At 69.9% G+C, this 24,386-nt stretch carries 23 protein-coding genes; 15 read left to right on the top strand and 8 right to left on the bottom strand.

Annotated features, from left to right (window positions below):
- Positions 1-12: 12 nt before the first annotated feature.
- The 5 genes from CLV71_RS28415 to CLV71_RS28395 all read left to right on the top strand — a co-directional run bounded on the left by CLV71_RS28415 (position 13) and on the right by CLV71_RS28395 (position 5,659).
- Positions 13-1,251, top strand: a complete 1,239-nt coding sequence (locus tag CLV71_RS28415; protein WP_133905925.1) for a CehA/McbA family metallohydrolase — start codon at positions 13-15, stop codon at positions 1,249-1,251.
- 111 nt (positions 1,252-1,362) lie between these two features.
- Positions 1,363-2,763: an extracellular solute-binding protein gene (locus tag CLV71_RS28410; protein WP_133905924.1), complete on the top strand. Its 1,401-nt coding sequence runs from the start codon at positions 1,363-1,365 to the stop codon at positions 2,761-2,763.
- On the top strand, positions 2,753-3,667 hold the full coding sequence (locus CLV71_RS28405; RefSeq protein ID WP_133905923.1) for a carbohydrate ABC transporter permease: 915 nt from the start codon (positions 2,753-2,755) through the stop codon (positions 3,665-3,667). The genes CLV71_RS28410 and CLV71_RS28405 overlap by 11 nt, the downstream gene beginning before the upstream one ends.
- Complete coding sequence (locus CLV71_RS28400) at positions 3,664-4,485, top strand: carbohydrate ABC transporter permease (protein ID WP_133905922.1); 822 nt, start codon at positions 3,664-3,666, stop codon at positions 4,483-4,485. Before CLV71_RS28405 ends, CLV71_RS28400 begins: the two co-directional genes overlap by 4 nt.
- Positions 4,486-4,603: 118 nt before the next feature.
- Positions 4,604-5,659, top strand: coding sequence for an ABC transporter ATP-binding protein (locus tag CLV71_RS28395; protein ID WP_133905921.1), 1,056 nt, complete (start codon positions 4,604-4,606; stop codon positions 5,657-5,659).
- On the opposite strand, the gene CLV71_RS28390 is transcribed toward CLV71_RS28395, so the two are convergent.
- A complete protein-coding gene (locus CLV71_RS28390; protein WP_133905920.1) occupies positions 5,656-6,237 on the bottom strand; it encodes a TetR/AcrR family transcriptional regulator in 582 nt (193 codons plus the stop codon). The two genes, CLV71_RS28395 and CLV71_RS28390, sit on opposite strands and share 4 nt — an antisense overlap.
- A 78-nt stretch (positions 6,238-6,315) precedes the next feature.
- Between CLV71_RS28390 and CLV71_RS28385 the strand changes: the two genes are divergently transcribed.
- On the top strand, positions 6,316-7,266 hold the full coding sequence (locus CLV71_RS28385; RefSeq protein WP_133905919.1) for an NADP-dependent oxidoreductase: 951 nt from the start codon (positions 6,316-6,318) through the stop codon (positions 7,264-7,266).
- Here the strand turns inward: CLV71_RS28385 and CLV71_RS28380 are convergent.
- Positions 7,263-7,889: a LysE family translocator gene (locus CLV71_RS28380; RefSeq protein WP_133905918.1), complete on the bottom strand. Its 627-nt coding sequence runs from the start codon at positions 7,887-7,889 to the stop codon at positions 7,263-7,265. The two genes, CLV71_RS28385 and CLV71_RS28380, sit on opposite strands and share 4 nt — an antisense overlap.
- Positions 7,890-7,967: 78 nt before the next feature.
- On the opposite strand from CLV71_RS28380, the gene CLV71_RS28375 reads away from it, so the two are divergent.
- Complete coding sequence (locus tag CLV71_RS28375) at positions 7,968-8,516, top strand: DUF6891 domain-containing protein (protein WP_133905917.1); 549 nt, start codon at positions 7,968-7,970, stop codon at positions 8,514-8,516.
- On the opposite strand, the gene CLV71_RS28370 is transcribed toward CLV71_RS28375, so the two are convergent.
- From CLV71_RS28370 to CLV71_RS28360, 3 genes are all read right to left on the bottom strand, one after another.
- Positions 8,491-9,027: a GNAT family N-acetyltransferase gene (locus CLV71_RS28370; RefSeq protein WP_133905916.1), complete on the bottom strand. Its 537-nt coding sequence runs from the start codon at positions 9,025-9,027 to the stop codon at positions 8,491-8,493. The two genes, CLV71_RS28375 and CLV71_RS28370, sit on opposite strands and share 26 nt — an antisense overlap.
- A gap of 199 nt (positions 9,028-9,226) precedes the next feature.
- Complete coding sequence (locus CLV71_RS28365; RefSeq protein WP_133905915.1) at positions 9,227-9,652, bottom strand: OsmC family peroxiredoxin; 426 nt, start codon at positions 9,650-9,652, stop codon at positions 9,227-9,229.
- 113 nt (positions 9,653-9,765) lie between these two features.
- Entirely contained in the window at positions 9,766-10,392 is a 627-nt protein-coding gene (locus CLV71_RS28360) for a nucleoside/nucleotide kinase family protein (RefSeq protein ID WP_133905914.1), read from the bottom strand.
- Positions 10,393-10,522: 130 nt separating this feature from the next.
- Between CLV71_RS28360 and dnaE the strand changes: the two genes are divergently transcribed.
- Together dnaE and CLV71_RS28345 are read left to right on the top strand one after the other, a co-directional pair.
- Entirely contained in the window at positions 10,523-15,256 is a 4,734-nt protein-coding gene (gene dnaE, locus CLV71_RS28350; RefSeq protein ID WP_243866749.1) for a DNA polymerase III subunit alpha, read from the top strand.
- A 116-nt stretch (positions 15,257-15,372) separates the two neighbouring features.
- Positions 15,373-16,953, top strand: a complete 1,581-nt coding sequence (locus CLV71_RS28345) for a phosphodiester glycosidase family protein (protein WP_133905913.1) — start codon at positions 15,373-15,375, stop codon at positions 16,951-16,953.
- Between the two features lie 344 nt (positions 16,954-17,297).
- Here CLV71_RS28345 and CLV71_RS28340 read toward each other — a convergent pair whose 3' ends face one another.
- A complete protein-coding gene (locus CLV71_RS28340) occupies positions 17,298-18,245 on the bottom strand; it encodes a GlxA family transcriptional regulator (RefSeq protein WP_133905912.1) in 948 nt (315 codons plus the stop codon).
- 71 nt (positions 18,246-18,316) lie between these two features.
- Here CLV71_RS28340 and CLV71_RS28335 point away from each other — a divergent pair, with 71 nt between their 5' ends.
- On the top strand, positions 18,317-19,228 hold the full coding sequence (locus CLV71_RS28335; protein WP_243866748.1) for an NADP-dependent oxidoreductase: 912 nt from the start codon (positions 18,317-18,319) through the stop codon (positions 19,226-19,228).
- Between the two features lie 14 nt (positions 19,229-19,242).
- Complete coding sequence (locus CLV71_RS28330; RefSeq protein ID WP_279588759.1) at positions 19,243-20,508, top strand: adenosylmethionine--8-amino-7-oxononanoate transaminase; 1,266 nt, start codon at positions 19,243-19,245, stop codon at positions 20,506-20,508.
- Position 20,509: 1 nt separating this feature from the next.
- On the opposite strand, the gene CLV71_RS28325 is transcribed toward CLV71_RS28330, so the two are convergent.
- Positions 20,510-20,785 carry a glutaredoxin family protein gene (locus tag CLV71_RS28325; RefSeq protein WP_133905910.1) on the bottom strand — a complete coding sequence of 92 codons (276 nt, stop codon included), beginning with the start codon at positions 20,783-20,785 and terminating at the stop codon, positions 20,510-20,512.
- A 101-nt stretch (positions 20,786-20,886) separates the two neighbouring features.
- On the opposite strand from CLV71_RS28325, the gene bioD reads away from it, so the two are divergent.
- From bioD to CLV71_RS28305, 4 genes are all read left to right on the top strand, one after another.
- Positions 20,887-21,597, top strand: coding sequence for a dethiobiotin synthase (gene bioD / locus CLV71_RS28320; RefSeq protein WP_208297791.1), 711 nt, complete (start codon positions 20,887-20,889; stop codon positions 21,595-21,597).
- 93 nt (positions 21,598-21,690) lie between these two features.
- A complete protein-coding gene (gene bioB / locus CLV71_RS28315) occupies positions 21,691-22,713 on the top strand; it encodes a biotin synthase BioB (protein ID WP_166664290.1) in 1,023 nt (340 codons plus the stop codon).
- On the top strand, positions 22,710-23,036 hold the full coding sequence (gene bsaP / locus CLV71_RS50885; RefSeq protein ID WP_481734389.1) for a biotin synthase auxiliary protein BsaP: 327 nt from the start codon (positions 22,710-22,712) through the stop codon (positions 23,034-23,036). The genes bioB and bsaP overlap by 4 nt, the downstream gene beginning before the upstream one ends.
- A 52-nt stretch (positions 23,037-23,088) precedes the next feature.
- A complete protein-coding gene (locus CLV71_RS28305) occupies positions 23,089-23,694 on the top strand; it encodes a DUF2567 domain-containing protein (RefSeq protein WP_133905908.1) in 606 nt (201 codons plus the stop codon).
- On the opposite strand, the gene CLV71_RS28300 is transcribed toward CLV71_RS28305, so the two are convergent.
- A complete protein-coding gene (locus CLV71_RS28300) occupies positions 23,691-24,380 on the bottom strand; it encodes an LON peptidase substrate-binding domain-containing protein (RefSeq protein ID WP_133905907.1) in 690 nt (229 codons plus the stop codon). The two genes, CLV71_RS28305 and CLV71_RS28300, sit on opposite strands and share 4 nt — an antisense overlap.
- Positions 24,381-24,386 lie beyond the last annotated feature (6 nt).

Genomic DNA, 24,386 nt, shown 5'->3' with positions numbered 1-24,386 from the left:
CAGGATCTACCCATGGGCGCCCCCACGATCCACCGAGGCTTCTGGACACGCGATCTGAGAGCTGACAAGCACTGGCCTCTGCTTCCCTTCGACGTGCCGGCCGGCTGCCGGTCCATCGCCGTCGAGCTGGAGTTCGACCCGGCCTCCGGCGCGGTGATCGATCTGGGCTGCGAGGGTGCCGGCGGCTGGCGGGGCTGGTCCGGCGGCGCCCGGCGCGATTACGTCATCACCCCGGAGGCGGCGACCCCCGGCTACGTCCACGGCGACCTCGAGGCGGGGGAGTGGCACGTCGTCCTCGGCCTGCACCGGATCCCCCCGACCGGCGTCGAGGTGACGGTCACGATCCGCACCGACGTCGACGTGGAGCTGCCGCAGGCCCGCCCCAACCCGCCCGTGCCCGCCAAGCCGAGACCGAGGGGCCTCCCGTCGGCCGCGGGCATGCGCTGGGTGGCCACGGACCTGCACGCCCACACCCTCCACTCCGACGGCACGCTGACCGTCGCGGAGCTGGCCGCGGAGGCGGTGGCCGCGGGCCTGGACGCGCTGGCGGTGACCGACCACAACACGGTGAGCCACCACGCCGAGCTGGCCGAGGTGGGTCGCCGCTACGGCATCGCGTTGATCCCCGGCCAGGAGGTCACGACCGAGTTCGGCCACGCCAACGCGTTCGGCGACATCGGCTGGGTCGACTTCCGTGAACCCGCGGCCAACTGGGTGAAGACCGTCCGTGAACGCGGTGGGCTCCTGTCGGTCAACCACCCGCTCAGCGGTGACTGCGCGTGGCGTCATCCCCTGCCGGAGCACCCGCCGCTCGCGGAGGTGTGGCACTCGAGCTGGCAGGCCCGCGAGTGGGGCGGCCCGGTGGCGTGGTGGCAGGCGTGGGGGACGACGGCGACGCCGATCGGCGGCAGCGACTGGCACCGTCCCGACGTGGGCGTCCGTCTCGGCGCCCCGACGACCTGGGTGGCGGTGGACGCCCACGCCCGCAACGCCGAGGAGCTGGTCCCGGCCGTGCTGGAGGGCCTGCGCGCCGGCCGCACGGCGGTGTCCGCCGACCGCACCGGCCCGGTGCTGCTCCCGGTGGACGGCAAGATCATCGCGCTGGACGCCCCCGGCACGCTGGTCGTGGGCCCGGAGGCGACGCACAAGGTCCGCTTCGACCGGGACGCCTTCGACCCGCCCGGCCGGCACGGACACGTGCTGTGCGCCCACGACGGCTCGGTCCTGGCACTGGCCGGCACCCCACACTGAGTACTCGCGCGCAACAGATGCTCGCGTGTGGCGCGATCCGGCGCTAACCTCCGTCCCGTTCGGACCCCTGTTGGTGAAACTCCAACGAACTCGACGACGAGAGGTGCCGAGATGCGAGCACGACGCACACTGGCGCTGGTCGCGACCGCCGCCACGGCGATGACGCTGGCCGGCTGCCTGGGGCAGCAGGAGGATTCGGACTCCGCGCGCAACGCCGACGCCAAGGACGTGACCCTCACGATCACCTCCAACTCGGTGGCGGGCGGCAAGAACGACCTCGGCGCCCGCTGGGTCACCGACTGGGTGATCCCGGAGTTCACCAGGCAGCAGAAGGCCAAGGGCGTCAACGTCAAGATCGAATACGACGGCACCGGCGTGGACGACGCCGACTACAAGGCCAAGATCGCGCTCGACTTCAACACCGACATCGGCGGCGACGTCGTCGAGCTCGACGGCATCTGGCTCGGCGAGTTCGCGGAGGGCGGCCAGGTCCGGCCACTCGACGACATCGTCGGCAAGGACAAGACCGACGCGTGGGACGGCTGGGACCAGATCCCCGACGCGGTCGAGGCACTCGGCGAGTTCGACGGCAGGCGCTACGGCGTCCCCGTCGGCACCGACGGCCGCGTGATCTTCTTCAACAAGAAGCTCTTCACGCAGGCAGGACTCCCCGCCGACTGGCAACCCAGGAGCTGGGAGGACATCATCGCCGCGGCCACCTCCCTCAAGCAGCTCCCCGGCGTCACCCCGGTCCAGCTCAACGCCGGCACGGCCATGACCGAGGCGACCACCATGCAGGGCGTCCTCCCGCTCCTGGTCGGCACCGGCCAGGAGATCTACCAGGGCGACAAGTGGCAGGGCGCCACCAGGAACATGAAGGACGTCCTCGACTTCTACCAGCAGGTCTACCGGGGCGGCCTCGGCGACCCGGTGCTCGCGCAGGAGGCCAAGGGACGCGACAAGTCGTTCGAGCTGTTCTCGCAGAACAAGATCGGCATGCTGTTCGAGAGCGACTACTTCTGGCGCTCGGTCGTCGACCCGGCCACCGGCGTGGCGAGGATGGCCGACCGCGACTCGGCCGTCGGCTGGGCGAAGATCCCCGCGAAGGCACCCGGTGCGGGCGTCGGCGGCCAGGACTTCGTCAGCATGTCCGGCGGCTCGATCCGCGTGGTCAACCCCAAGTCCAAGTATCCGCAGCAGGCGTGGGAGCTGCTCCAGTTCATGAACTCGGCGGAGGCGACGAAGCAGCGGCTCGGGGACACCGCCCAGGTGACGCAGCGCGAGGACGTCAACGCCGAGGTGCTGAAGAACGACCCGATGCTCGGCTTCGTCGCCGAGGAGGTCCTGCCGATCACCCGCTACCGGCCGGGTCTCGCCGACTATCCCAAGGTCTCGAGCGCACTCCAGCAGGCGACCGCCGACATCATCGCGGGCAAGAGCGCCGACGAAGCCGCGGCCGCCTACCAGGACGCGCTGGTCAAGGCAGTCGGCGAGGACAAAGTTGCGCGCTAGGGAGCGCGGGCGGACGAGCGGAGCGGCCAGGACAGGGCAGGACTCCTCCGGGCTGGGAGTGGCGCGGGCGGTCGCGTTCGTATCGCCCGCGCTGCTGCTCATCGGTCTGTTCCTGGTCTTCCCGGCCCTGTGGACCATCTACATCGGACTCACCGACTACACGCTGACCGGGCCGTCGTCGGTCGCGCCGTCGTTCGTCGGGCTCACGAACTTCGCGAACGCCCTGGACGACGCCCTGTTCGGCAATGCGGTCTGGCTGACGCTGGTGTTCGTGATCGGGTCCGCCGTGCTGGGGCAGAACCTGCTCGGGTTCGCGCTCGCGTGGGTGCTGCGCAAGGCCCGCCCGTGGGTCCGCCGCACCACCGAGGCGTTCGTCCTGCTCGCCTGGATCCTGCCGAGCGTCGTCGTCGCCTACCTGTGGACGGCGGTGCTCGACCGGGACGGCGGCACGCTGAACACCCTGCTGGGCAACGGTTCCACGGCGTGGCTCGTCGAGTACCCGATGGCCTCGCTGATCGTGTTCAACACCTGGCGCGGCACGGCGTTCTCCATGATGCTGTACAGCTCGGCACTCGCCGCGGTGCCGCCGTCGCAGCTGGAGACCGCGAGGACCGTCGGCGCGAGCGGCTGGCAGACCGTGCGGGACGTGGTGCTGCCGCACATCCGTGGCCACGTGCTCACCAACACGCTGCTCATCTCCCTGTGGACGGCCAACGACTTCTCGCCGTTCCTGCTCACCGCGGGCGGCCCGAACCACGAGTCGGAGACGCTGCCGGTCTTCATCTACCAGCAGGCCATCGCGAACGGCGAACTCGGCTACTCGGCGGCCATCTCGTTCCTGCTGCTGATCGTGAACCTGGTGGTGGCGCTGCTGTACCTGCTCCTGCTGAGGAGGCGCGCGTGACCTTCAAACCGATGCTGCGCCGTTCCCTCTACACCGTGCTGATCGCGGTCGTGCTGGCGTTCTTCGCGATCCCCATGCTGTGGCTCGCGTCCGCGCCGTTCGACAGCGACCCGGGCGTCGGCCTGCGCTGGCCGGACTGGACGCTCGACAACTGGCGCGTCACGTTCGAGCACCCGTACGCGATCGGGTCACTGGTGAACTCGATCGTGTTGTGCGTGGTCGCCACGGTGGTGACCACGGCGCTGGGCACGCTCGCGTCCTACGCCCTGTCGCGTGTGCGCATCCCCGGCCGCGACGCGTTGCTGTACGTGCTGTTGCTGCTGTCCAGTGTGGTCACCGGCACGGCCGCGATGGTGCCGATCTTCGTGATGATGCTGCAGCTGGGCCTGATCAACTCGCAGTACGCGACCGGGCTGGTGATCGCGGGCGGCATGCTCCCCGCCGCGATCTTCATCCTCAAGGACTTCATCGACACGGTGCCACGGTCCTACGAGGAGTCGGCCCGGGTGTTCGGCGCATCACCCGGTCAGGTACTACGCCACGTGGTCCTCCCCGTCGCCAGGCCGGGCATCGCGACCATCCTGGTGTGGGCGTTCGTGCAGGCATGGGGCAACTTCCTGCTGCCGTTCCTGTTGCTCCGCGACGTCACCGAGCAGCCTGCGGCCGTGCTGCTGCGCACGCTCAGGGACGAGGGCGGCAGCGCGAACCTGACGGTCATCCCGGTGTTCTCGCTGCTCTACGCGATCCCGGTGGTGGCGCTCTACCTGTTCGTCAGCAAGCGGTACGGGTTCCGCTTCCACGGAGGGATCAAGGCATGAGCGGAGCTCGCGGAGTGAATCATCAGTACTCAGGGCGGCGCCGAGCCCGCGGAGGGCGCCGATGTGGCGGAGCCTGCGGAGCGTTCCGGCGCCACGCAGCGGGGGAGGGGGCGGCCTGATGGCGGATATCGAGCTGACTGGTCTGTCTACGGTGTACCCGAACGGGGTACGTGCCGTGGACGGCCTCGACCTGTCCATCACGGACGGTGAGTTCTTCGCGTTGCTCGGCCCGTCCGGGTGCGGCAAGACCACACTGCTGCGCACGATCGCGGGCCTCGAGCAGTCCGCCGAGGGCACCATCGTCCTCGGCGAGAAGGACGTCACCAGGGTCGACGCGGGCAAGCGTGGCGTCGCGATGGTGTTCCAGGACTACGCGCTCTTCCCGCACATGACCGTCGCGCAGAACATCTCCTACCCGCTGCGGGTCCGCCGGGCGTCCAAGCAGGCACAGCAGGACGCGGCCACGTCGACCTCCGCGGGTCTCGGCCTGTCCGAGCTGCTCGAACGCCGCCCTGCCCAGCTGTCCGGCGGCCAGCAGCAACGCGTGGCGCTGGCCCGCGCGATCACCATGTCCGCCGAGGTGCTGCTCCTGGACGAGCCACTGTCCAACCTGGACGCCCGCCTCCGCCTGGAGGCCAGGACGTTCCTCAAGCGACTCCAACGCGACCTCGGCCTGACCACCGTCTTCGTCACCCACGACCAGGCCGAGGCACTGGCGCTGGCCGACCGCATCGCGGTCATGGCGGAAGGCCGCATCCGCCAGCTGGGCACCCCGAAGGAGGTGTTCCAACGCCCGGCGGACACGTTCGTGGCCAACTTCATCGGCTCGACCCCGATGAACCTGCTGACCGGCACCTACCGTGACGGCCTCGTCGAAGTGGCGGGCACCCGCCTGGCACCACCGGGTGACCTGACCCTCACGGACGGCACCCCGGTAGTCGCCGGCATCCGCCCCGAGTACCTCCACCCCGCGTCGGACGGCATCACCGGAACGGTGTCGATCGTGGAGAACCTGGGGGTGACCTCGCTGGTCACCCTGGAGTGCCCCGGCGAGGTCCTGGTCGGACTGACTGTCCCCGAGCAGGACGAACCGGCGGTCGGCACGACGATGACCGCCGCCCCCGCCAAGGGCCGCCTGCTCGTGTACGACGGCGAGACGAACCAACTGGTCTAGTGCGTCGACCGCGTGGTCCGGAGCCCGTCCATCAGGAGGTTCAGCAGGCGGCCGGCCTTGGCCTCGTGCTCGGGCCGGGGGGCCACCGTGAAGATGCCGATGAGCGAGGCGGCGATGTCCTCGGCGGTGACGTCGGCGCGCAGGTCGCCCGCCGCCCGCCCGGCGTCGAGAATCGCGGTGACGGCCGCCAGTAGCTCGGTCCGGGTCCGCGCGTGGGCGATCTCACCCGACTCGATCATCGCCGGCAGCGTGTCGAGCATGCCGTTCTTGGTCGCGATCCACTCGCCGAACAGGTCCATCCAGCGACGCATCGCAGCGGCGGGGGGCAGCCGGCCGAGCAGCTCGCGGGCGCCGGTCGTCAGCCGCACGACCTGGTCGCTGTAGACCGCGTCGACCAGCGACTCGCGGGTCGGGAAGTGCCGGTAGAGCGTGGCGATGCCCACCCCGGCCTCGCGGGCGATCGCACGCATCGACGGCTCGCCCTCGGCCGAGGCGAACACGCGGGTCGCCACCGCGAGCAGCTGGTCGCGATTGCGGGCCGCGTCCGCCCGAGGCGCACGCGCCTCCGCGTCAGTCAAAACGGATCACGCTCCGTTTGTGTTACGGTCGAGGTAACCGGAGCATAGTCCGTTTCAGTGGCGCCAAGGAGACACAAGATGTGGCAACAGGGCGAGCAACCATCGACGGGCAGGGCAGTCCTGCTTGACTCGTTCGGCGGCCCCGAGGTCCTGGGCCTCCGCGAGATCCCCGCTCCGCAGGCCGGCCCGGGACAGCTCAGGGTGCGCGTCACCGCGGCAGGCCTGAACCCGATGGACTGGATCATGACCGCCGACGCGGACACCGCGGCCCGGTTCGGCCTGAGCCTCCCGGCCGGGTTCGGCACCGACTACGCGGGAGTGGTCGACCAGGTCGGCGACGGGGTGACCGGCTTCGCACCCGGCGACCGCGTCTTCGGTGGCGCCCTGTCCCGCGCGGTCGCCGACTTCGTGCTCATCGACCCGGCCGAGGGGATCGCGGCGAACGAGGCCCACCACACCCCCGACGGCGTCGACGACCGCACCGCCGCCACCCTCGCGATCGCAGGCCGCACGGCCTCCGCCGCCCTCGCCGCGGTCGACCCCGGCCCGGACGACACACTGCTGATCGGCGGCGCGGCGGGCGGAGTCGGCGTGTTCGCCGTCCAGCTGGCCCGGATCGCCGGAGCACGCGTGATCGGGACCGGATCGGCCACCTCGGCCGACTTCCTGCGCGACCTCGGAGCCGAGCCGGTCACCTACGGCGACGGCCTCGCCGATCGGGTCCGCGCCCTCGCACCCGGCGGTGTCACCGCCGCCATCGACCTGCACGGCGTGGACACAGTGCACGCCGCGAGGGAGCTCGGCGTCCCGGACGACCGCATCTGCACCATCGCCACCCAGGTCGACGGCGTGTCGGCGGCCAACGGCGCGAACGCCGCTCCCGGCGCCCTCGAAGAGATCGCCCGCCTGGTCGCGGCGGGCCGGCTCCGGGTGCCGGTCGCGGCGAGATTCCCCGTCGAGCAGATCCGCGACGCGACCGAGCTGCAGGCAGGCCGACACGTGCACGGCAAGGTCGTCATCGACCTCTAACGGTCGGCGACCAGCCGGACCGCGAGCCCACCGAAGATCGCCGCCGACACCCGGTTGAGCCACCGCTGGATCGCCGGACGCGACAGCAGCAGCTTCGACAGCGTGCCCGACACCAGCCCCACGGTCGCGTCGACGGAGAATCCGACCACGATCAGGACCCCGCCCATCACGAGGAACTGCACCGGCACCGGCCACCCGCCCTCGGTGACGAACTGGGGAAAGAACGCCAGGTAGAAGAACACAACCTTGGGGTTGGACAGGTTGACCAGCGTGGCCATCGCGAAGGTGCGCCGCAGCGACCGCTCCCCGAACCGCGCGGGCGCGGTCCTGGCGACGTCCTTGGCCGACCGCAACGTCGTGATCGCCATGTACACGAGGAACACCGCCCCCGCGATCCGCACGGCCTCCAGCGCGACGGGCGCCGCCTGGAGGAGTGCCCCGAGCCCGAGGGCGGCAGCGACCGTGTGCCCCAGCATCCCCGTGGACATCCCGGCGGCGGCAACCACCCCGGTCCTGCGCCCACGGGCGATCCCGTTGGCCATGATGAACATCATGTCCGGCCCGGGTACCACACTGATCACCACGCACGCCACGGCGAACGCCAGCACGATCGACAGCTCCATGACCGCATCCTCAGTCATCCGGACGTGTCATGTCGCGGGGATTTCCGGCCACGACCGCATCGTGGAACACTGCCGCACGTGTTGAAGCAGGAAGAGATTGACGAGATCGAGGAGTTCGTCCGTCCACTCGTGAACGGCGGCTTCACCGAACGTGACGACGTGGCCCAACACGTCACCGACTACTTCGAGGACCAGTTTCCCGAACAGGAACTGGAACCACTCGTCGCCCGCGTGTGGGCGGAACGACTCGCCGAACAGGCGACCTGGCCGGCGGAGACGGAGACCGAACGCGTCCTCAACGCCCTGGACTCCCTGTCCGCGAAGGGCATCGTCGCCCGAGCCAACTTCACCTGCTGCGCCACCTGCGGCGCGGCCGAGATCGGCATCGAGGCGAAGGACGGCGACCGAGGCTACGTCTTCTTTCACCAGCAGGACACCGAGTCGGCGGCCGTCGGCGGCGGCCTCTACCTGTCCTACGGCACCTTCGACGACGAGACCGACGCCGCCGCGATCGCCGAAGAGATCGTGGCAGCCCTGACGACGGCCGGCGCGACCACCGTCTGGAACGGCGACGTCGACCGGCGGATCCTCGTCAGTCCACTCAGGTGGCAGGTCCGTCTGAAGTAGGCAGTTCCGAACGCACCATCCGGTACATGATCTCGTCCCGCCAGGCCCCGTCCCGGAAGATCCGCCCCTTCAACTCGGCCTCCCTGGTGAAGCCGGCCTTCTCGAGCGACCGCTGCTCGGCGAAGTTCTCGGCGTCGGTGATGGCCTGGATGCGGTTGATCGGCGCGTGCGCGAACAGGTACCGCGCCAGGAGCCGTTGGACGGTCGTCCCGTGCCCCTTACCGCGGAAGTCCGGCCACAGGCTGATCCCGAACTCGAGGAAGTAGGAGTTGGCCGAAGTGTTTTCCCGGTTCCAGGACACGAACCCGATCGCCGCCCCGTCCAGTTCGGCGATCAACACGCTCTTGTCGGGTGCGAGGAGACGGTTCTCGGCCCACATCCGCCGCCATTTCGCCGCGCTGCCGAACCCACCCCAGTTGAACACCCCGATCATGTCGGGATCGGCGAACATCACGTCGAACGAATCAAGATCTGCCTCGGCGACCGGCCGCAGCCGCAACCCCTCACTCATGAGGCGGCACGCTACGCGGAAACCCACCCCGGGGTCGCGTGGTTATCAACACGACGATGACCTTCCAGCCGACCCACCCGCGCGGACCGGTCCGGCGAGCCGCGCCACCAGCGTCACGAAGGCGTCCTTCGTAACGCCGAGCGTTACGAAGGCGTCCTTCATCCCGCCACCGGGCCCACCCCCGGCCAGAAACCGAGGGTCAGACCAGCTCGGCGTCGAGCGTGATGGTCGTCCCCGCCAGAGCCTTCGAGACCGGGCAGTTCTTCTTGGCGTCCTCGGCCGCGGCAGCGAAGTCCTCCGCCGAGAGACCGGGGATAGACGCCCGTACGGTCAGGTGGATCCCCGTGATCCCCTCACCCGGCTGGAACGTCACGTCCGCCCTGGTGTCCACCGTCTGCGGCGGCGTCCCCGCCTGGGCGAGCCCGTGCGAGAGCGCCATCGAGTAGCAGGTCGAGTGCGCGGCCGCGATCAGCTCCTCGGGACTGGTCTTCCCGTTCGCCTCGGTCGCGCGAGACGCCCAGGACACCTCGTAGCTGCCGATGCCGGACGAGTCCAGCGAGACGGAGCCCGCGCCGTCGAGCAGCGCGCCCTCCCAGTGGGCGTTCGCGGTGCGTGTGGTTGCCATGTAGGTCCTCCTCAGTCGAGTGCGCAGACGAGTCTGCCCCACGGCACCGACAGGCGCGCGAGGACATGACCCGATCGGTCACCGCCTCGGGATGCGCTCGCTCAGACGTTCGATTAAGGTGACTCGTCAAGCACAGCGGGACGCACCGGATCGTCCACTCGAACCGCGAAGTCGGCCAGGTCGAGTGGGTGCACCGTCGCGTCGTACCGCTCGAACGCGGGGAGAGCCCACGCCTCGGTGAGGCGGCGGCGCAGGGCAGCAGGGGAGAGCCACAGGTGAACGGAACAGTCGAGAGGAAAACCACGGCCGAGCAGCAGTTCGCCGTCGAGCACGAGCACGCCGCCAGCCGGCAGCGTCACGTACTCCGCCCGCGAGGCACGGTCACGCGGCGCGTCCCAGAACGTGGGCAGGACCCGCCCCGACCCACCCGCACCCAGCGGCCCGAACACCTCACGGTTCAACGCGCCCACGTCGAGCCAGTCGTCGTACCGGGAGTCCGGATCGGTGCGCCCACGCTCGTACCGCAGCGACGCGGGCCGCAGGAAGTCGTGCGAGGACACCCGCAGCACCGCACGCCCCAGCACCCGCAGCTCCTCGGCGAGCCGGTCGGCGAACTCCCCGGTCGACGTGGGCGGCGCCCCGTCGACCGCGACACGGGTCCACGAGTCGTCCGCGCGCCGGATGATCCTCTCGGCCACTTCGGTGACCAGCAGGCCGGGCGAGATGGGCCGGAAGCGCATGCCGTCGATCATGCCTCCGCGCCGGAACTGTCGGTGCCCGGAGGTACGACGAGCCCATGCACAGGCCCGAGGAGACACGCCATGAACCGGTCGTTCAACCCCGCGTCGCCTCGTCGTAGGGTGGTGCCTCGTGGCGGCTGACTCGTTCGTTCATCTCCATGTGCACACCGAGTACTCGATGCTCGACGGCGCCGCCAAGGTCGCGCCGCTGATCACGGAGGCCGCGCGCCTCGGCATGCCCGCGGTCGGCATGACCGACCACGGCAACATGTACGGCGCCGACGAGTTCTACCAGTCCGCCAAGAAGATCGGCGTCAAGCCGATCATCGGCATCGAGGCGTACATCGCCCCCAACAGCCGCTACCACAAGAAGCCGGTCTTCTGGGGCGAGGCCCGCCAGCGCAGCTCCGACGACGAGGGCGTCGGCGGCGACGTCTCGGGCGGCGGCGCCTACACCCACATGACCATGCTCGCCGCCAACGCGACGGGCCTGCGCAACCTGTTCACGCTGTCCTCGCTCGCCTCCATACAGGGTTATTACAGGAAGCCACGCTGCCTCCTGCCTGGTCAGGAGATCATGACCAGGGGCGGCATGAAGCCGATCGAGGACGTCCGGGTCGGCGACGAGGTGCTCACCCACCGTGGTCGTTTCCGGCCCGTCGTCGAGGTGATGCGCAACGACCACGACGGCGACGTCTACGGCATCGAACTCAACAACCACTACCGCCGGGTCACCTGGATGACCGGGGAGCACCCGGTCCTGATCCGTCAGCGCGACGGCGGCAAGTCCTGGGTGGAGGCGCGGGACGTCGTCGCCGGCCGGCCGGGCACTGCCGAGTCAGTGGACGAGTGGAACAGCTGGGTCTGTCTGCCACGGGTGCGTTCGGACACCGAGCCGGTGACATCGATCCGGACGGCCGAGCATGTCGACTGGCTCCCCGTCGATGGTGAACCCGACCGGTTCTTCCGCGTCGCCGCCCGCCGCGACACAGGGCCGACCAAGCACTACGCGACCCTGCAGGGCGAGATCGAACTCGACTACGACTTCGGTTTCTTCCTCGGCTTGTATGTCGCGGAAGGTGGTGTCGACCGCGGTCACACCGTCTCGTGGTACCTCCACGAGGACGAGCATCACCTCGCTGCCCTGTGCGCGAAGATGGTCGAGAAGTACACCGGCGAGGAGGCGGTGGTCCGCGGGCGGGCAGACCGTCCCGACTATCGCGGAACCTCGGTCTCCGTCGGCTCCACACTCTTGGCGCAGCTGCTCGGCTCCCTCTGCGGCAGGGGCGCCGGGAACAAGCACATGCCCGAGTTCGTCTTCGAGGCTCCCGCGGAGTTCATGCGTGGGATGTTCGAGGGTGTGCTTGCCGGTGACGGGTCGCAGACCAGGCCCGAGGTCATCAACCTCCAGCAGGCCTCGGTTCAGCTCCACTGGCAGATGCGCACTCTGGCCGCACGCCTCAACGCCGACTTCGCCACCACGTACTGCCAACCGGACGACAACGAGAACCGTGCGCCGAGCTACCGGGCCGACTTCTCACCGACGCTCGAGCCGAGCCACCGGCGGACGCTGTCGGACGACGAGTTCGTCTACAAGCCCGTGCGAGAGGTGCTGCGCAAGACCTACACCGGCACGACGTACAACATCGAGGTCGAGGAAGACCACAGCTACGTCACCGACTTCGCGGTGCACAACTGCGACCGCGAGCTGATCGCGGAGCATCACGAGGGCATCATCGCGACCACCGGGTGCCCGTCCGGTGAGGTCCAGACCCGGCTGCGGCTGGGGCAGACGGCCGAGGCACTACAGGCCGCGGCGGACTACCGGGACATCTTCGGGCAGGAGAACTTCTTCCTCGAGCTGATGGACCACGGCCTGCCGATCGAACGCTCGGTCCGTGAGGGCCTGCTCGAGGTGGGCAGGAAGCTCGACCTGCGTCCTCTCGCCACCAACGACTCGCACTACGTCACCAAGGACCAGGCCGCCGACCACGCTGCGTTGCTGTGCGTGCAGTCCGGCAAGACGCTGTCCGACCCGAACCGCTTCAAGTTCGACGGGGACGGCTACTACCTGAAGTCCGCCGAGGACATGCGTGAGTACTGGGACAAGGAAGTCCCCGGCGCGGCCGACTCGACCCTGCTGATCGCCGAGCGGGTGGAGTCGTACGAGGAGGTCTGGGCGTACGCCGACCGGATTCCGGCGTTCGAGGTGCCCGAGGGGGAGGACCAGGCCAGCTGGCTGGCCAAGGAGGTCCAGCGCGGCCTCGACTGGCGTTTCCCGGCCGGTATCCCCGACGGGTACACCGAGCGTGCCGAGTTCGAGCTGGGCGTGATCGTCCAGAAGGGCTTCCCCGCGTACTTCCTGGTGGTCGCCGACCTCGTGGCCCACGCGCGGAAGGTGGGCATCCGGGTCGGGCCCGGCCGTGGTTCCGCAGCGGGCTCGCTCGTCGCGTACGCGCTGGGCATCACGAACCTGGACCCGATCCCGCACGGCCTGCTGTTCGAGCGGTTCCTCAACCCGGAGCGCGCGTCGATGCCCGACATCGACATCGACTTCGACGACCGCAGGCGTGGCGAGATGATCACCTACGCCACGGACAAGTACGGGCACGACAAGGTCGCCCAGGTCATCACCTTCGGCACGATCAAGACCAAGGCCGCGCTCAAGGACTCGGCCCGGGTCCTGCACGGCCAGCCGGGCTTCGCGATCGCCGACCGGATCTCCAAGGCACTGCCGCCGCCGATCATGGCGAAGGACATCCCGCTGAAGGGCATCGTCGACCCGAAGCACGAGCGCTACGCCGAGGCAGCCGAGGTCCGCACGCTGATCGAGACGGACGCCGAGGTCGGCAAGATCTTCGAGACCGCGCGTGGCCTCGAGGGCCTGATCCGCAACGCGGGTGTGCACGCCTGCGCGGTGATTCTCTCCTCGCAGCCGCTGATGCAGTCGATCCCGCTGTGGCGGCGCGACGACGGCTCGATCATCACCGGCTGGGACTACCCGTCGTGCGAGGCCATCGGCCTGCTGAAGATGGACTTCCTCGGTCTGCGGAACCTGACGGTCATCGGCGACGCGATCGACAACATCAAGGCCAACCGCGGCGAGGACATCGACCTCGACACCCTCGCGCTGGAGGACAAGGAAACCTACAAGCTGCTGTCCCGTGGTGACACGCTCGGCGTGTTCCAGCTGGACGGTGGCCCCATGCGTGACCTGCTGCGGCGCATGCAGCCGACGGGCTTCGAGGACATCGTGGCGGTCGGCGCGCTGTACCGCCCGGGTCCGATGGGCATGAACGCCCACAACGACTACGCGGACCGCAAGAACAAGCGTCAGCAGATCAAGCCGATCCACCCTGAGCTGCTGGAGCCGCTCAAGGACATCCTGAGCGAGACGTACGGTCTGATCGTCTACCAAGAGCAGATCATGTTCATCGCCCAGAAGGTCGCGGGCTACTCCATGGGACAGGCGGACGTGCTCCGCAAGGCCATGGGTAAGAAGAAGCAGGAGGTGCTGGACGCGGAGTTCGAGCGCTTCCAGGCGGGTATGAAGGCGAGCGACCTTCGCCCGGGCGGCTTCTCGGACGCGGCGATCAAGGCGTTGTGGGACACGATTCTCCCGTTCGCGGGCTACGCGTTCAACAAGTCGCACGCAGCCGCCTACGGCCTGGTGTCGTACTGGACCGCGTTCCTGAAGGCGAACTACCGCGCCGAGTACATGGCCGCGCTGCTCACCTCGGTGGGTGACAACAAGGACAAGTCGGCGGTGTACCTGTCGGAGTGTCGCAGGCTGGGCATCAAGGTGCTGCCGCCGGATGTCAACGAGTCGGGCCTGCGCTTCGCCGCGGTCGGCACCGACATCCGCTTCGGCATGGGTGCGGTCCGCAACGTGGGTGCGCACGTGGTCGAGTCGATCATCAAGACCCGTACGGAGAAGGGCGCGTACACGAGTTTCACCGACTTCCTGGACAAGGCGGAGTTGGTGGTGTGCAACAAGCGGGTGATCGAGTCGCTGGTCAAGGCGGGCGCGTTCGACTCGATGGCCCACACCAGGCTGTCGCTGGTCCAGGCGCACGAGGAGGCGGTGGAGGCGGTCGTCGGCCTGAAGCGCCAGGAGGCGATGGGCCAGTTCGACCTGTTCGGTTTCGGCGACGACGACTCGTCCACCCCGTCGAGTGACTCGAGCCCGTTGGCGCACCTCAAGTTCACCGACGAGGAGTGGCCACGCAAGCAGCTGCTCGCCTACGAGCGGGAGATGCTGGGTCTGTACGTGTCGGCGCACCCGCTGGACGGCGCGGAACGCCTGTTGCGCAAGCACGCCCCGAAGGCGATCGCGGAGATCCTGGACAACCCGCCGAAGGAGGGCGAGATCGTCCTGTCGGGAATGATCTCCGCGATGGAACGCCGGGTGAACAAGCAGGGCGAGCCGTGGTGTATCTGCACGATCGAGGACCTGGACGCCTCGATCGAGGTGCTGTTCTTCGCGAAGAGTTACTCCGTGCTGTCGCAGGACCTGATCGAGGACGCGGCCGTCGCGGTGAAGGGCCGGGTGAACTGGCGCGAGGACAAGATGTCCGTCTTCGGGTCGGGCCTGATCCCGTTGGAGTTCTCGGAGGCCGACCTGTCGGCGGCGGACGAGGAAGTCCCTTTCGTGCTGCTGTGCAACCCGGGCAAGCTGAACGACGAGGTGGTGGGGGAGCTGAAGAACACCCTGACCGCGCACCGCGGTGACACTCCCGTGCACCTGAAGTTCGCCCACAAGGAGAACGGCGTCACGCTCGCGCTGGACGACTACCCGATCAAGGTGTCGCCGGCGTTCCTGGGTGAGATCAAGGCGATCCCGGGCGTCACGGTCGACGCCTGAGCCCTGTTCCCGGATCGACCCCTGTCCGTCGGGTCGCCGCCATGTCTCCGTCGGTGACTTTGTCGGTGCCCTGTGGTTGGGTTGGCCCGACCGCGAACCAGGACGGGGTGTGTCGCATGCGGACTCGGAAGTTGGGTGTGCTCGTAGGGGCGTTGGCGCTCGCCGCTGGTCTGACCACGCCCGCCGTAGCCGATCACGGGCAGGGCCACGGCCTCCCTCTCGGCCCACGCGATCTGGTCGAGACAAGGACCTCCCAGGCCCTGCAACCAGGGGTCACGCTCACGACGATCGTGCGTGGTGAACCCGACCCCGCCGACGTCTGGACCGTGGAGGTCGCGGTGCCCGGCGGCAGCGGTTCTCCGGACCCGGACGCCCCACCGACGGCCATCTCCGCCCGAGAACCCGCCGACCAGCTGGCGGCCAGCCTCGAGGCCGATGGCTTCCAGCCGCGCGTGGAGGACGTCACCACGCCGCGTCTGGCGGACTTCGCGGGCGGCTCACTCGGCTTCCGAGTCCGGACAGGCGCCCACCCCACGAAGGCCGCCGCCGACGCACAGCTCACCCAGGTCCGCGCCGCGGGCTTCACCGCGTCGACCGTCTTCACCGGATGGGACGGCGCCCCGACAGACCGCGGGCCGTGGGTCGTCCGGGTGATCACCATCGACCCGCAGCGGTTCCGGGGGAGCCTGGTCGGCGACTTCGGCGCGGACATCGAACGCCGGGAGACCACGAGTGCCCTGGCGGCGGCACGAGGTGCGACCGCCGGTGTCAACGCGGGGTTCTTCGTACTGGACCCTGCCGCGGGCGCGCCCGGTGATCCCGCCGGCGTGGGCGTCTACAATGGACGCTTACTGAGCGAGGCCGTCAACGGCAGGCCGTCCTTCGTCTTCGCCGCCAACGGCCGGCACGCCGGGGTCACGCGCAACACGTGGACCGGCACAGTCTCGAGCGGACGCCACACGCTGCGACTCGACGGGCTCAACCGCGTGCCCGGGCTAATCCGCAACTGCGGCGGCACAGGAGACGCCCCCACCAACCGGCCGTTGCACGACACCACCTGCACCGACCCGGACGAGCTGATCGTCTTCACCGCCGACTACGGTGCGTCCACACCGGCAGGCCCGGGCGCAGAGGCGATAGTCGACGGCCACGGTCGGGTAACCCAGGTCCGCACGCCACGCGGCGGACCGCTCCCGGCAGGGACGCGGTCGATCCAGGCCACGGGCGCAAGGGCGACAGACCTGGCGACCGTGGCTCAACCAGGCCGAAAACTCACGATCACCAGTCACCTGACAGGCCTGGACGCGGACTACGTGATCAACGGCGGCCCGGAGCTGGTCCGCGACGGACGCCAGCACGCCACCCCGAACCGCGACGGCATGGTCCGCCCGGGAGACCCAAGCTTCTACTATGGCTGGGCCGCAAAACGTAACCCCCGCACCATCGCCGGTGTGGACGACCGCGGACGCGTCCTCCTGGTCACGGTCGACGGCCGCGCCACGACGAGCCTCGGCCTGTCCATCGCGGAGTCCGCGGCACTGGCGCAAGCGCTTGGCATGCACGAGGCCCTGAACCTCGACGGCGGCGGCTCCACCACCATGGTCGCCAACAACAAGCTGCTCAACACCCCGTCCGACGCCACCGGCGAACGCCCCGTCGGCGACGCGCTCCTGGTACTACCCCACCCGGCGCACTGAGGAACGCCTTCCCACGCCGGAGCAGACGGGGGCACGCCGTTGCACCCGGCCCACTCCGCGCCCCGAGCGCAACGCGCCCGGTGCCCTCCGCAGAATGCGTTGGCGTGTGGGCCATGCACTGAAGGACGCCTTCGTAACGCTGGGCGTACTGAAGGAGTCCTTCGTTACGGTGGGTTGGTGGGGGCACGCTGTTGGTGGGTGTGCCTTGCGTGCCGGGTGCGACGTGCCAGGCCGTCCGCAGGATCCGTCGGCGGGGTCGGCATGCACTGAAGGACGCCTTCGTAACGCTGGGCGTACTGAAGGACGCCTTCATAACGTTGGCCTGCGGGGTCGAGCGCGAAAGGTCAGCTCGCGCGGAACGTCCTGCGGTAGGTCATCGGCGAGGTGCCCAACGCGGCTCGAAGGTGGTGGCGCATGGCCGCGGCAGTCCCGAACCCGGCTCGACGGGCCACGGCCTCCGTCGCCAGCTCGGTCGTCTCCAGCAGGTCCCGTGCCAGCTCGACCCGCTGCCGGATGAGCCACTGCCCAGGACTCACCCCCACCTCGTCACGAAAACGCCTGGTGAACGTCCGCCTGCTCATCCCGGCCTTCGACGCCAGCTCGTCCAGTCCCACCGGCTCGTCCAGCCGCGTCAACGCCCACGCACGAGCGGCCGCCGTGCTCGCCTCGGCCGGCTCCCGCACCGCCCGCTCCACGTACTGAGCCTGCCCGCCATCCCGCCACGGCGGTACCACGCAGCGGCGCGCCACCAGGTTCGCGACCGCGCTCCCGTGGTCCCGGCGCACCATGTGCAGACACAGGTCGACCCCGGCGGCGGCACCCGCCGACGTCAGCACGTCCCCGTCGTCGACGAACAACACGTCCGGCCGCACCAGCACGCGCGGGAACTTCTCCCGCAGGTGCTCTGCGTGCATCCAGTGGGTGGTCGCGGGGCGCCCGTCGAGCAGTCCCAGGGACGCCAGCACGTACGCCCCGAGGCAGATCGACACGAGGCGAGTCCCCGGACGCACCGTCGCGAGCGCGGCGGCCACCTCGTCCGGCAGCTCACCGTGGACACCGACCGTCGTCGAGGGGATCACCACGGTGTCGGCACCGGCCAGCACCCGGGCGTCGTGTGCGACGGTGATCGCGAAGTCGGCCTGCGTGTGTACGGGCCGCCCGTCGACCGTGCAGGTGACGATCTCGTAGAACGGTGTGCCGTCCTCGTCGGTGGCTGTCCCGAAGATCCGCGCCGGGATGCCCAGCTCGAACGGGATGACCTCGTCCAGCGCCAGAACCACGATCCGATGCATGGCCCGATCTTGACACACCATGACCTCCGGGCCACTGGCAGACGCCTGCCATCGGCGTCAGGATGGGCGGCATGGCGAACACGATGCGGGCGATGAGCGTCCAGGGCCCCGGCGGCCCCGAGGTGCTGACCGAGGTGGAGCTGCCCAAGCCCGAACCGGGCGCGGTCGAGATCCTGGTGCGCGTCCACGCGGCAGGCGTGAACCCGACCGACTGGAAGGCCCGCGCCCGGGGGCGGACGATGGCGACCTCGGCCCCGTACGTCCCCGGCTACGACGTGTCCGGCGTGGTCGAGGCGGTCGGAACCGGTGTGCGGATGTTCGCCCCGGGCGACGAGGTCTTCGGCATGCCCCTGTTCCCCAACCCACCGGGCGCCTACGCCGAGTACGTGGTGGCCCCACCACGCCACTTCGCCCGCAAGCCCGCGTCCCTGGACCACGTGACCGCGGCAGGCCTCCCGCTGGCGGGCCTGACCGCGTGGCAGTCCCTTGTGGACCACGCGAACGTCCAGCCGGGCCAACGAGTGCTGATCCACGCGGCGGCGGGCGGCGTCGGTCACCTCGCGGTGCAGATCGCGAAGTCGAGGGGCGCGCACGTGATCGCCACGGCGAGCGCGGCGAAACACGACTTCGTCCGCGGCCTTGGCGCCGACGAGGTGATCGACTACCGCACGAAGGACTTCACCGAGGAGACCGGTGAGCTGGACGTGGTGCTCGACACCATCGCGGGCGACTACGCGGCGAAGTCCCGTTCGCTGCTGCGCCCGGGTGGCACCTACATCTCGCTGGCCGACCCGACGGACGAGGCCTTCCTGCTGGTGGAACCCGACCACGCCGGCATGCTGGCCCTGGTCGACCTGGTGGAGCACAAGCAGCTGACGGTCACGCTGGACTCCGTGTTCCCCCTGGCCGACGCCGCCAAGGCCCACGAGCACGGCGAGAAGGGCGGCTCGACGGGCAAGATCGTCCTGAAGGTGGCGGACTAGCTAGCCTGCCTGACGTGACCGTGGATCTCCTCGCGCTCGACCGGGCGCACGTCTGGCATCCCTACGGACCCATGCCGGGACTCGTCGACCCCCTCGTCGTCGAGTCCGCGGCAGGCGTCCGGCTGCGGCTCGACGACGGTCGTGAGCTGGTCGACGGGATGTCCTCCTGGTGGGCGGCCATCCACGGCTACCGCAACCCGGTCCTGGACAGGGCACTCGCCGACCAGGCCGGCCGGATGAGCCACGTGATGTTCGGCGGCCTCACCCACGAACCCGCCGTCACCCTGGCCGCCAAGCTGGTCGAGATCACCCCCGAACCGCTCCAGCACGTGTTCCTCTGCGACTCCGGCTCCGTCTCCGTCGAGGTCGCCGTCAAGATGGCGCTCCAGTACTGGCGCTCCCTCGACCGCCCCGAGAAACGCCGTCTCCTGACCTGGCGCGGCGGCTACCACGGCGACACCTTCCACCCGATGAGCGTCTGCGACCCCGACGGCGGCATGCACAGCCTCTGGCGCGGCGTCCTGCCCACCCAGGTCTTCGCCGACCAGCCGCCCACCGGCTTCGAACACGACTACGTGGCCCACCTCGCCGACACCGTCGAACGGCACGCCGACGAGCTCGCCGCCGTCATCGTCGAGCCCGTCGTCCAGGGTGCGGGCGGCATGACGTTCCACGACCCCCGCTACCTGCACGTCCTGCGCGAGCTGACCCTCGCCAACGACGTCCTCCTGATCTTCGACGAGATCGCCACCGGCTTCGGGCGAACCGGCACGCTCTTCGCCGCCGACCAGGCCGGGATCTCGCCGGACATCATGTGCGTCGGCAAGGCGTTGACCGGCGGCTACCTCTCGATGGGGGCGACGCTCTGCGCCACCCGGGTCGCGGACGGCATCTCCCGGGGCTCGGTCCCGGTGCTCGCCCACGGCCCGACCTTCATGGGCAACCCGCTGTCCTGCGCCGTCGCGAACGCCTCCGTCGACCTGCTGCTGTCGCAGGACTGGCAGGGCACCGTCAAGCGGATCGAGCACACCCTGGGGACCGGTCTCGAGCCTGCGCGTGGTCTGCCGGGCGTCGTGGACGTCCGGGTGCGGGGCGCCATCGGGGTCGTGCAGCTCGACCACGAGGTCGACATGGCGGCGGCGACGCGTGCGGCCGTCGACAGCGGCGTCTGGCTGCGTCCCTTCCGCGACCTGATCTACACGATGCCGCCCTACGTCACCGGACCCGAGGACCTCGAGCGGATCACCTCGGGCGTGCTCGCGGCGGCGCGAGCCGCGTGACCTAGCGGCAGCCGGACCGGCCCCGGCGGGCGCCGTGCGTGGACAGGACCGACGCCAGCTCCACGCTCGTCGGCTCCACCAGCACGGTGCCGTCGGGGGTGAGTACCACCGGGATGTTCGTCCTGCCGCCCGCCAGCTCCTCGGCCCTGGACCGCACGTCCGGGTCGGCGTCGGTGTCGTACTCGACGAACGGGACCTCGTGGCGCCGCAACCAGGACCTCGTCCGCCTGCAGTCGCCGCACCACTCGGCGCCGAACAGCTGCGTCCGGTCCGTCACAGGCCCTCTGTCGCGGACGATCACGCCGCCGACCCTACCGATCACGGGGCGGCCTGGGTTGCGACAAACGGGTGGGACTAATCTGACCGGCCGTGAGTTTCATGGTGCTCACAGGTACCGGAACGGGCGTCGGCAAGACGGTCGTCGTCGCGGCTGTCGCGGCGCTCGGCCTGCACGCACGGCGCAGTGTCGCGGTCCTCAAGCCGGCCCAGACAGGGCTCCAACCGGGTGAGCCCGGCGACGTCGACGAGGTCACCCGCCTCGCCGGCGCCGACGTCACGACCTGGGAGCTGGCGCGCTTCCCCGAGCCGCTCGCCCCGGCCACGGCTGCCAGGCGCGCGGGCATCATGCCCGTGACACCCAAGCAGGCCGCCGCGGCGGCCGTCGAGCTGTCCCGTGGCCACGACCTCGTGCTCGTCGAGGGCGCGGGCGGGCTGCTCGTGCGGATGGACGACAACGGCGGCACGCTCGCCGACGTCGCCTGGTCCGCGGGCGCGCCGGTGCTGATCGTCGCCAACGCCGGGCTCGGCACCCTCAACGAGACCGCGCTCACCGCCGAGGCGCTGCGCAGGCGCGGCATCGAGTGCGCCGGTGTGGTCGTCGGCTCCTGGCCGGACGAACCCGATCTCGCGGCTCGCTGCAACCTCGACGACCTGCCGATAGTGGCCGGCGCGCCACTGGTCGGCGCCATCCCGGCGGGGGCGGGGGAGCTGAGCAGGCCGAAGTTCCTCGACATGGCCATCCACTCGCTCGCGCCGAGCCTGGGCGGCGAGTTCGACGCCAGTGGTTTCGCCGCCGCGAACGCCGCCTAGAGCCCGGCTCGTCCGCGTGACAAACATCGCGTGTCCCTGTCGGCGTCGTGCGGCAGACTGGGCCGGAGCGACCCGATCAAGATGGAGGAGCACGTGACCGCAGCTGCCGAACGGACGACGACCGACCCCATCGCCGCCGCCCGGGAGCAGGTCCTCGAACGCGGTGTCGGACTGGGCGAGGAGCAGATCCTCGAGATCCTGCGGCTCGACGACGACCGCGTCCCGGAGCTGCTCGCGCTCGCACACGACGTGCGGATGCGCTGGTGCGGTCCCGAGGTCGAGGTCGAGGGCATCGTCAGCCTCAAGACCGGCGGCTGCCCCGAGGACTGCCACTTCTGTTCGCAATCCGGCCAGTTCCCCTCGCCGGTGCGCTCGGCGTGGCTGGACATCCCCGGCCTCGTCAGGGCGGCACGGGAGACCGCGGCCACCGGCGCGTCCGAGTTCTGCATCGTCGCCGCCGTGCGTGGCCCGGACCGGCGGCTGCTCTCCCAGGTCCGCGACGGCATCAGGGCCATCCGCGAGGACGGCAACGACATCCAGATCGCCTGCTCGCTCGGCATGCTCACCCAGGAGCAGGTCGACGAGCTCGTCGAGATGGGCGTGCACCGCTACAACCACAACCTCGAGACCGCGCGCTCGCACTTCCCCGAGGTGGTCACCACGCACTCGTGGGAGGAGCGCTGGGACACGCTGAAGATGGTGCACGCGGCGGGCATGGAGGTCTGCTGCGGCGGCATCATCGGCATGGGGGAGACGGTCGAGCAGCGCGCGGAGTTCGCCGCGCAGCTCGGCGAGCTGAACCCGCACGAGGTGCCGATGAACTTCCTCATCCCGCAGCCCGGCACGCCGTACGAGAACTACGAGATCGTCGAGGGCAAGGACGCGCTGCGCACCATCGCCGCGTTCCGGCTCGCGCTCCCACGCACGATCCTGCGTTTCGCGGGCGGCCGTGAGCTGACGCTCGGTGACCTCGGTGCCGAGCAGGGCATGCTGGGCGGCATCAACGCGATCATCGTCGGCAACTACCTGACGAACCTCGGCAGGCCCGCGCAGCAGGACCTGGACATGTTGGCGGAGCTGAAGATGCCGGTCAAGGCACTGAGTGAGCACCTGTGAGCTACTGCGTCCACTGCGGTGTCCAGGAAGGTGAGGGCGACCACGCACGGTGCACCAGCCCCCAGGCGGCACTGGACCCGCCGAGGTACTGCCCCGACTGCGCACGGCGGATGGTCGTGCAGGTGACACCGTCGGGCTGGACCGCCCGGTGCAGCCGCCACGGCGCACGTACTAGCCCGCCTCCCCGAACTTCTCTGCGTGGGTCGCGTCCCGACGAAGGCTCGCCCTCCGAGGTGGATCGTGGCTGGGCGCCGTCACGTTCCCCTGAGGTAGCTGTTGGTCAGCCGCGGACTTCGCACGAAGACCCACGGGACAGGCGCTAGGCTCTACCGTCACGGGCCGTGTTCGGCGGCCGCGGAGCAGTGGGAGGTCGGCGTGTCGGAACAACCGGTCGGGGAACAGGCTTCACCGCACCGGGAGTCCGAGTACCCGATCTTCCCGCCGCCGCAGGTCACGTGGAAACCGCCCACTCCCCGGGTGGTCGTCAAGCGTGACCTCCTGCCCGCGATCAGCATCCTGTCGACGGTCGCGCTGCTGGGGCTGGCCGTCGGCTGGCTGTGGTCGCGGCTCGCGCCGCCGCAGCGCAAGGTGATCACCCAGGACGGTCAGGCCGCGTCGCTCACCGACGAGAGCTACCACCGCTTCGACGACCTCGTGATCTTCATGCTCCTGTGCCTCGCGGCCGGGATCGTGGCAGGCGTGGCGGTCTGGTACCTGCGTGAACGCCGCGGCCCGGTGGTCATGCTCGCCGCGGTGGCGGGCGGCGCACTCGGCGGCTGGCTCGCGATGGCGGTCGGCCGCGCCTGGGCCGACGGCCGCTGGCCCATGCCGAAGAGCGTGAAGCCGCTGGACATCGTGTCGGTGTCGCCGGTGCTCGAGTCGTCGTGGGGCCTGCTGCTGTGGCCGCTGATGACCGCGCTCGCGTACGGCGTGCTGGCCGCGATGAACGGCATGGACGACCTGGGCCGCCGCCTCGGCTAGTTCTCCGTCTGCTGGTGGAGTTCCGCCGGGGGCGCGGGGACCGCGTGCAGGGTGGCCAGGATGCCTGCCTCCCGGCTGATCAGGCTCGTCACCAGCCGTAGGCGGTGCAGGGGCCGGGTCTCCTCGAGGATGTGCTGGCGGTCCTCCAGCGGGAGGATGCAGTCCGTGGCCAGGAGGTGGGCCAGGGCCGAGACCTCGACGTCCTCGGCGGGCTCGGTCCAGTCACCCTGTTTCCAGGCCGCCCGGCAGTAGCGGCGGTACGCGGCCCTGGCGACGGCGACGAGCGACCCGACCGTGTCGGAGACGGCGCGCTGGCCGGGGATCACCGCGGGGATGTCCGGGAGCCACTCGACCATGCCCATCAGGTACGGGGCCGCCGCGCAGTCCAGCTCCAGCAGCCGGAACCGCTGCTCGCCCATCGTGACGATGTCGTAGCGGCCGTCCGGGAGCCGGGCCGCCTGACGAAGTACGGCCGTACACCCGATCGGTTGTAACTGGTCGAGTGACGTGACCTCGATGTCGGCCGACGGGGTCAGAGCGACGACGCCGAAGCGTTTCTCCGGGACCGTTCCGGTCATCAGATCCACGGTGAGCTGCCGGTACCGCGGCTCGAAGATGTGCAGTGGCAGCGGCACCCCCGGCAGCAGCACCGTGCGCAACGGGAAGAGCGGCAGCGGTGATGGCACGGACCA

Source organism: Actinophytocola oryzae, assembly GCF_004364325.1.
In the GTDB taxonomy this organism is placed as follows: Bacteria; Actinomycetota; Actinomycetes; order Mycobacteriales; family Pseudonocardiaceae; genus Actinophytocola; species Actinophytocola oryzae.
This window is presented reverse-complemented; position numbering and strand designations above follow the sequence as displayed.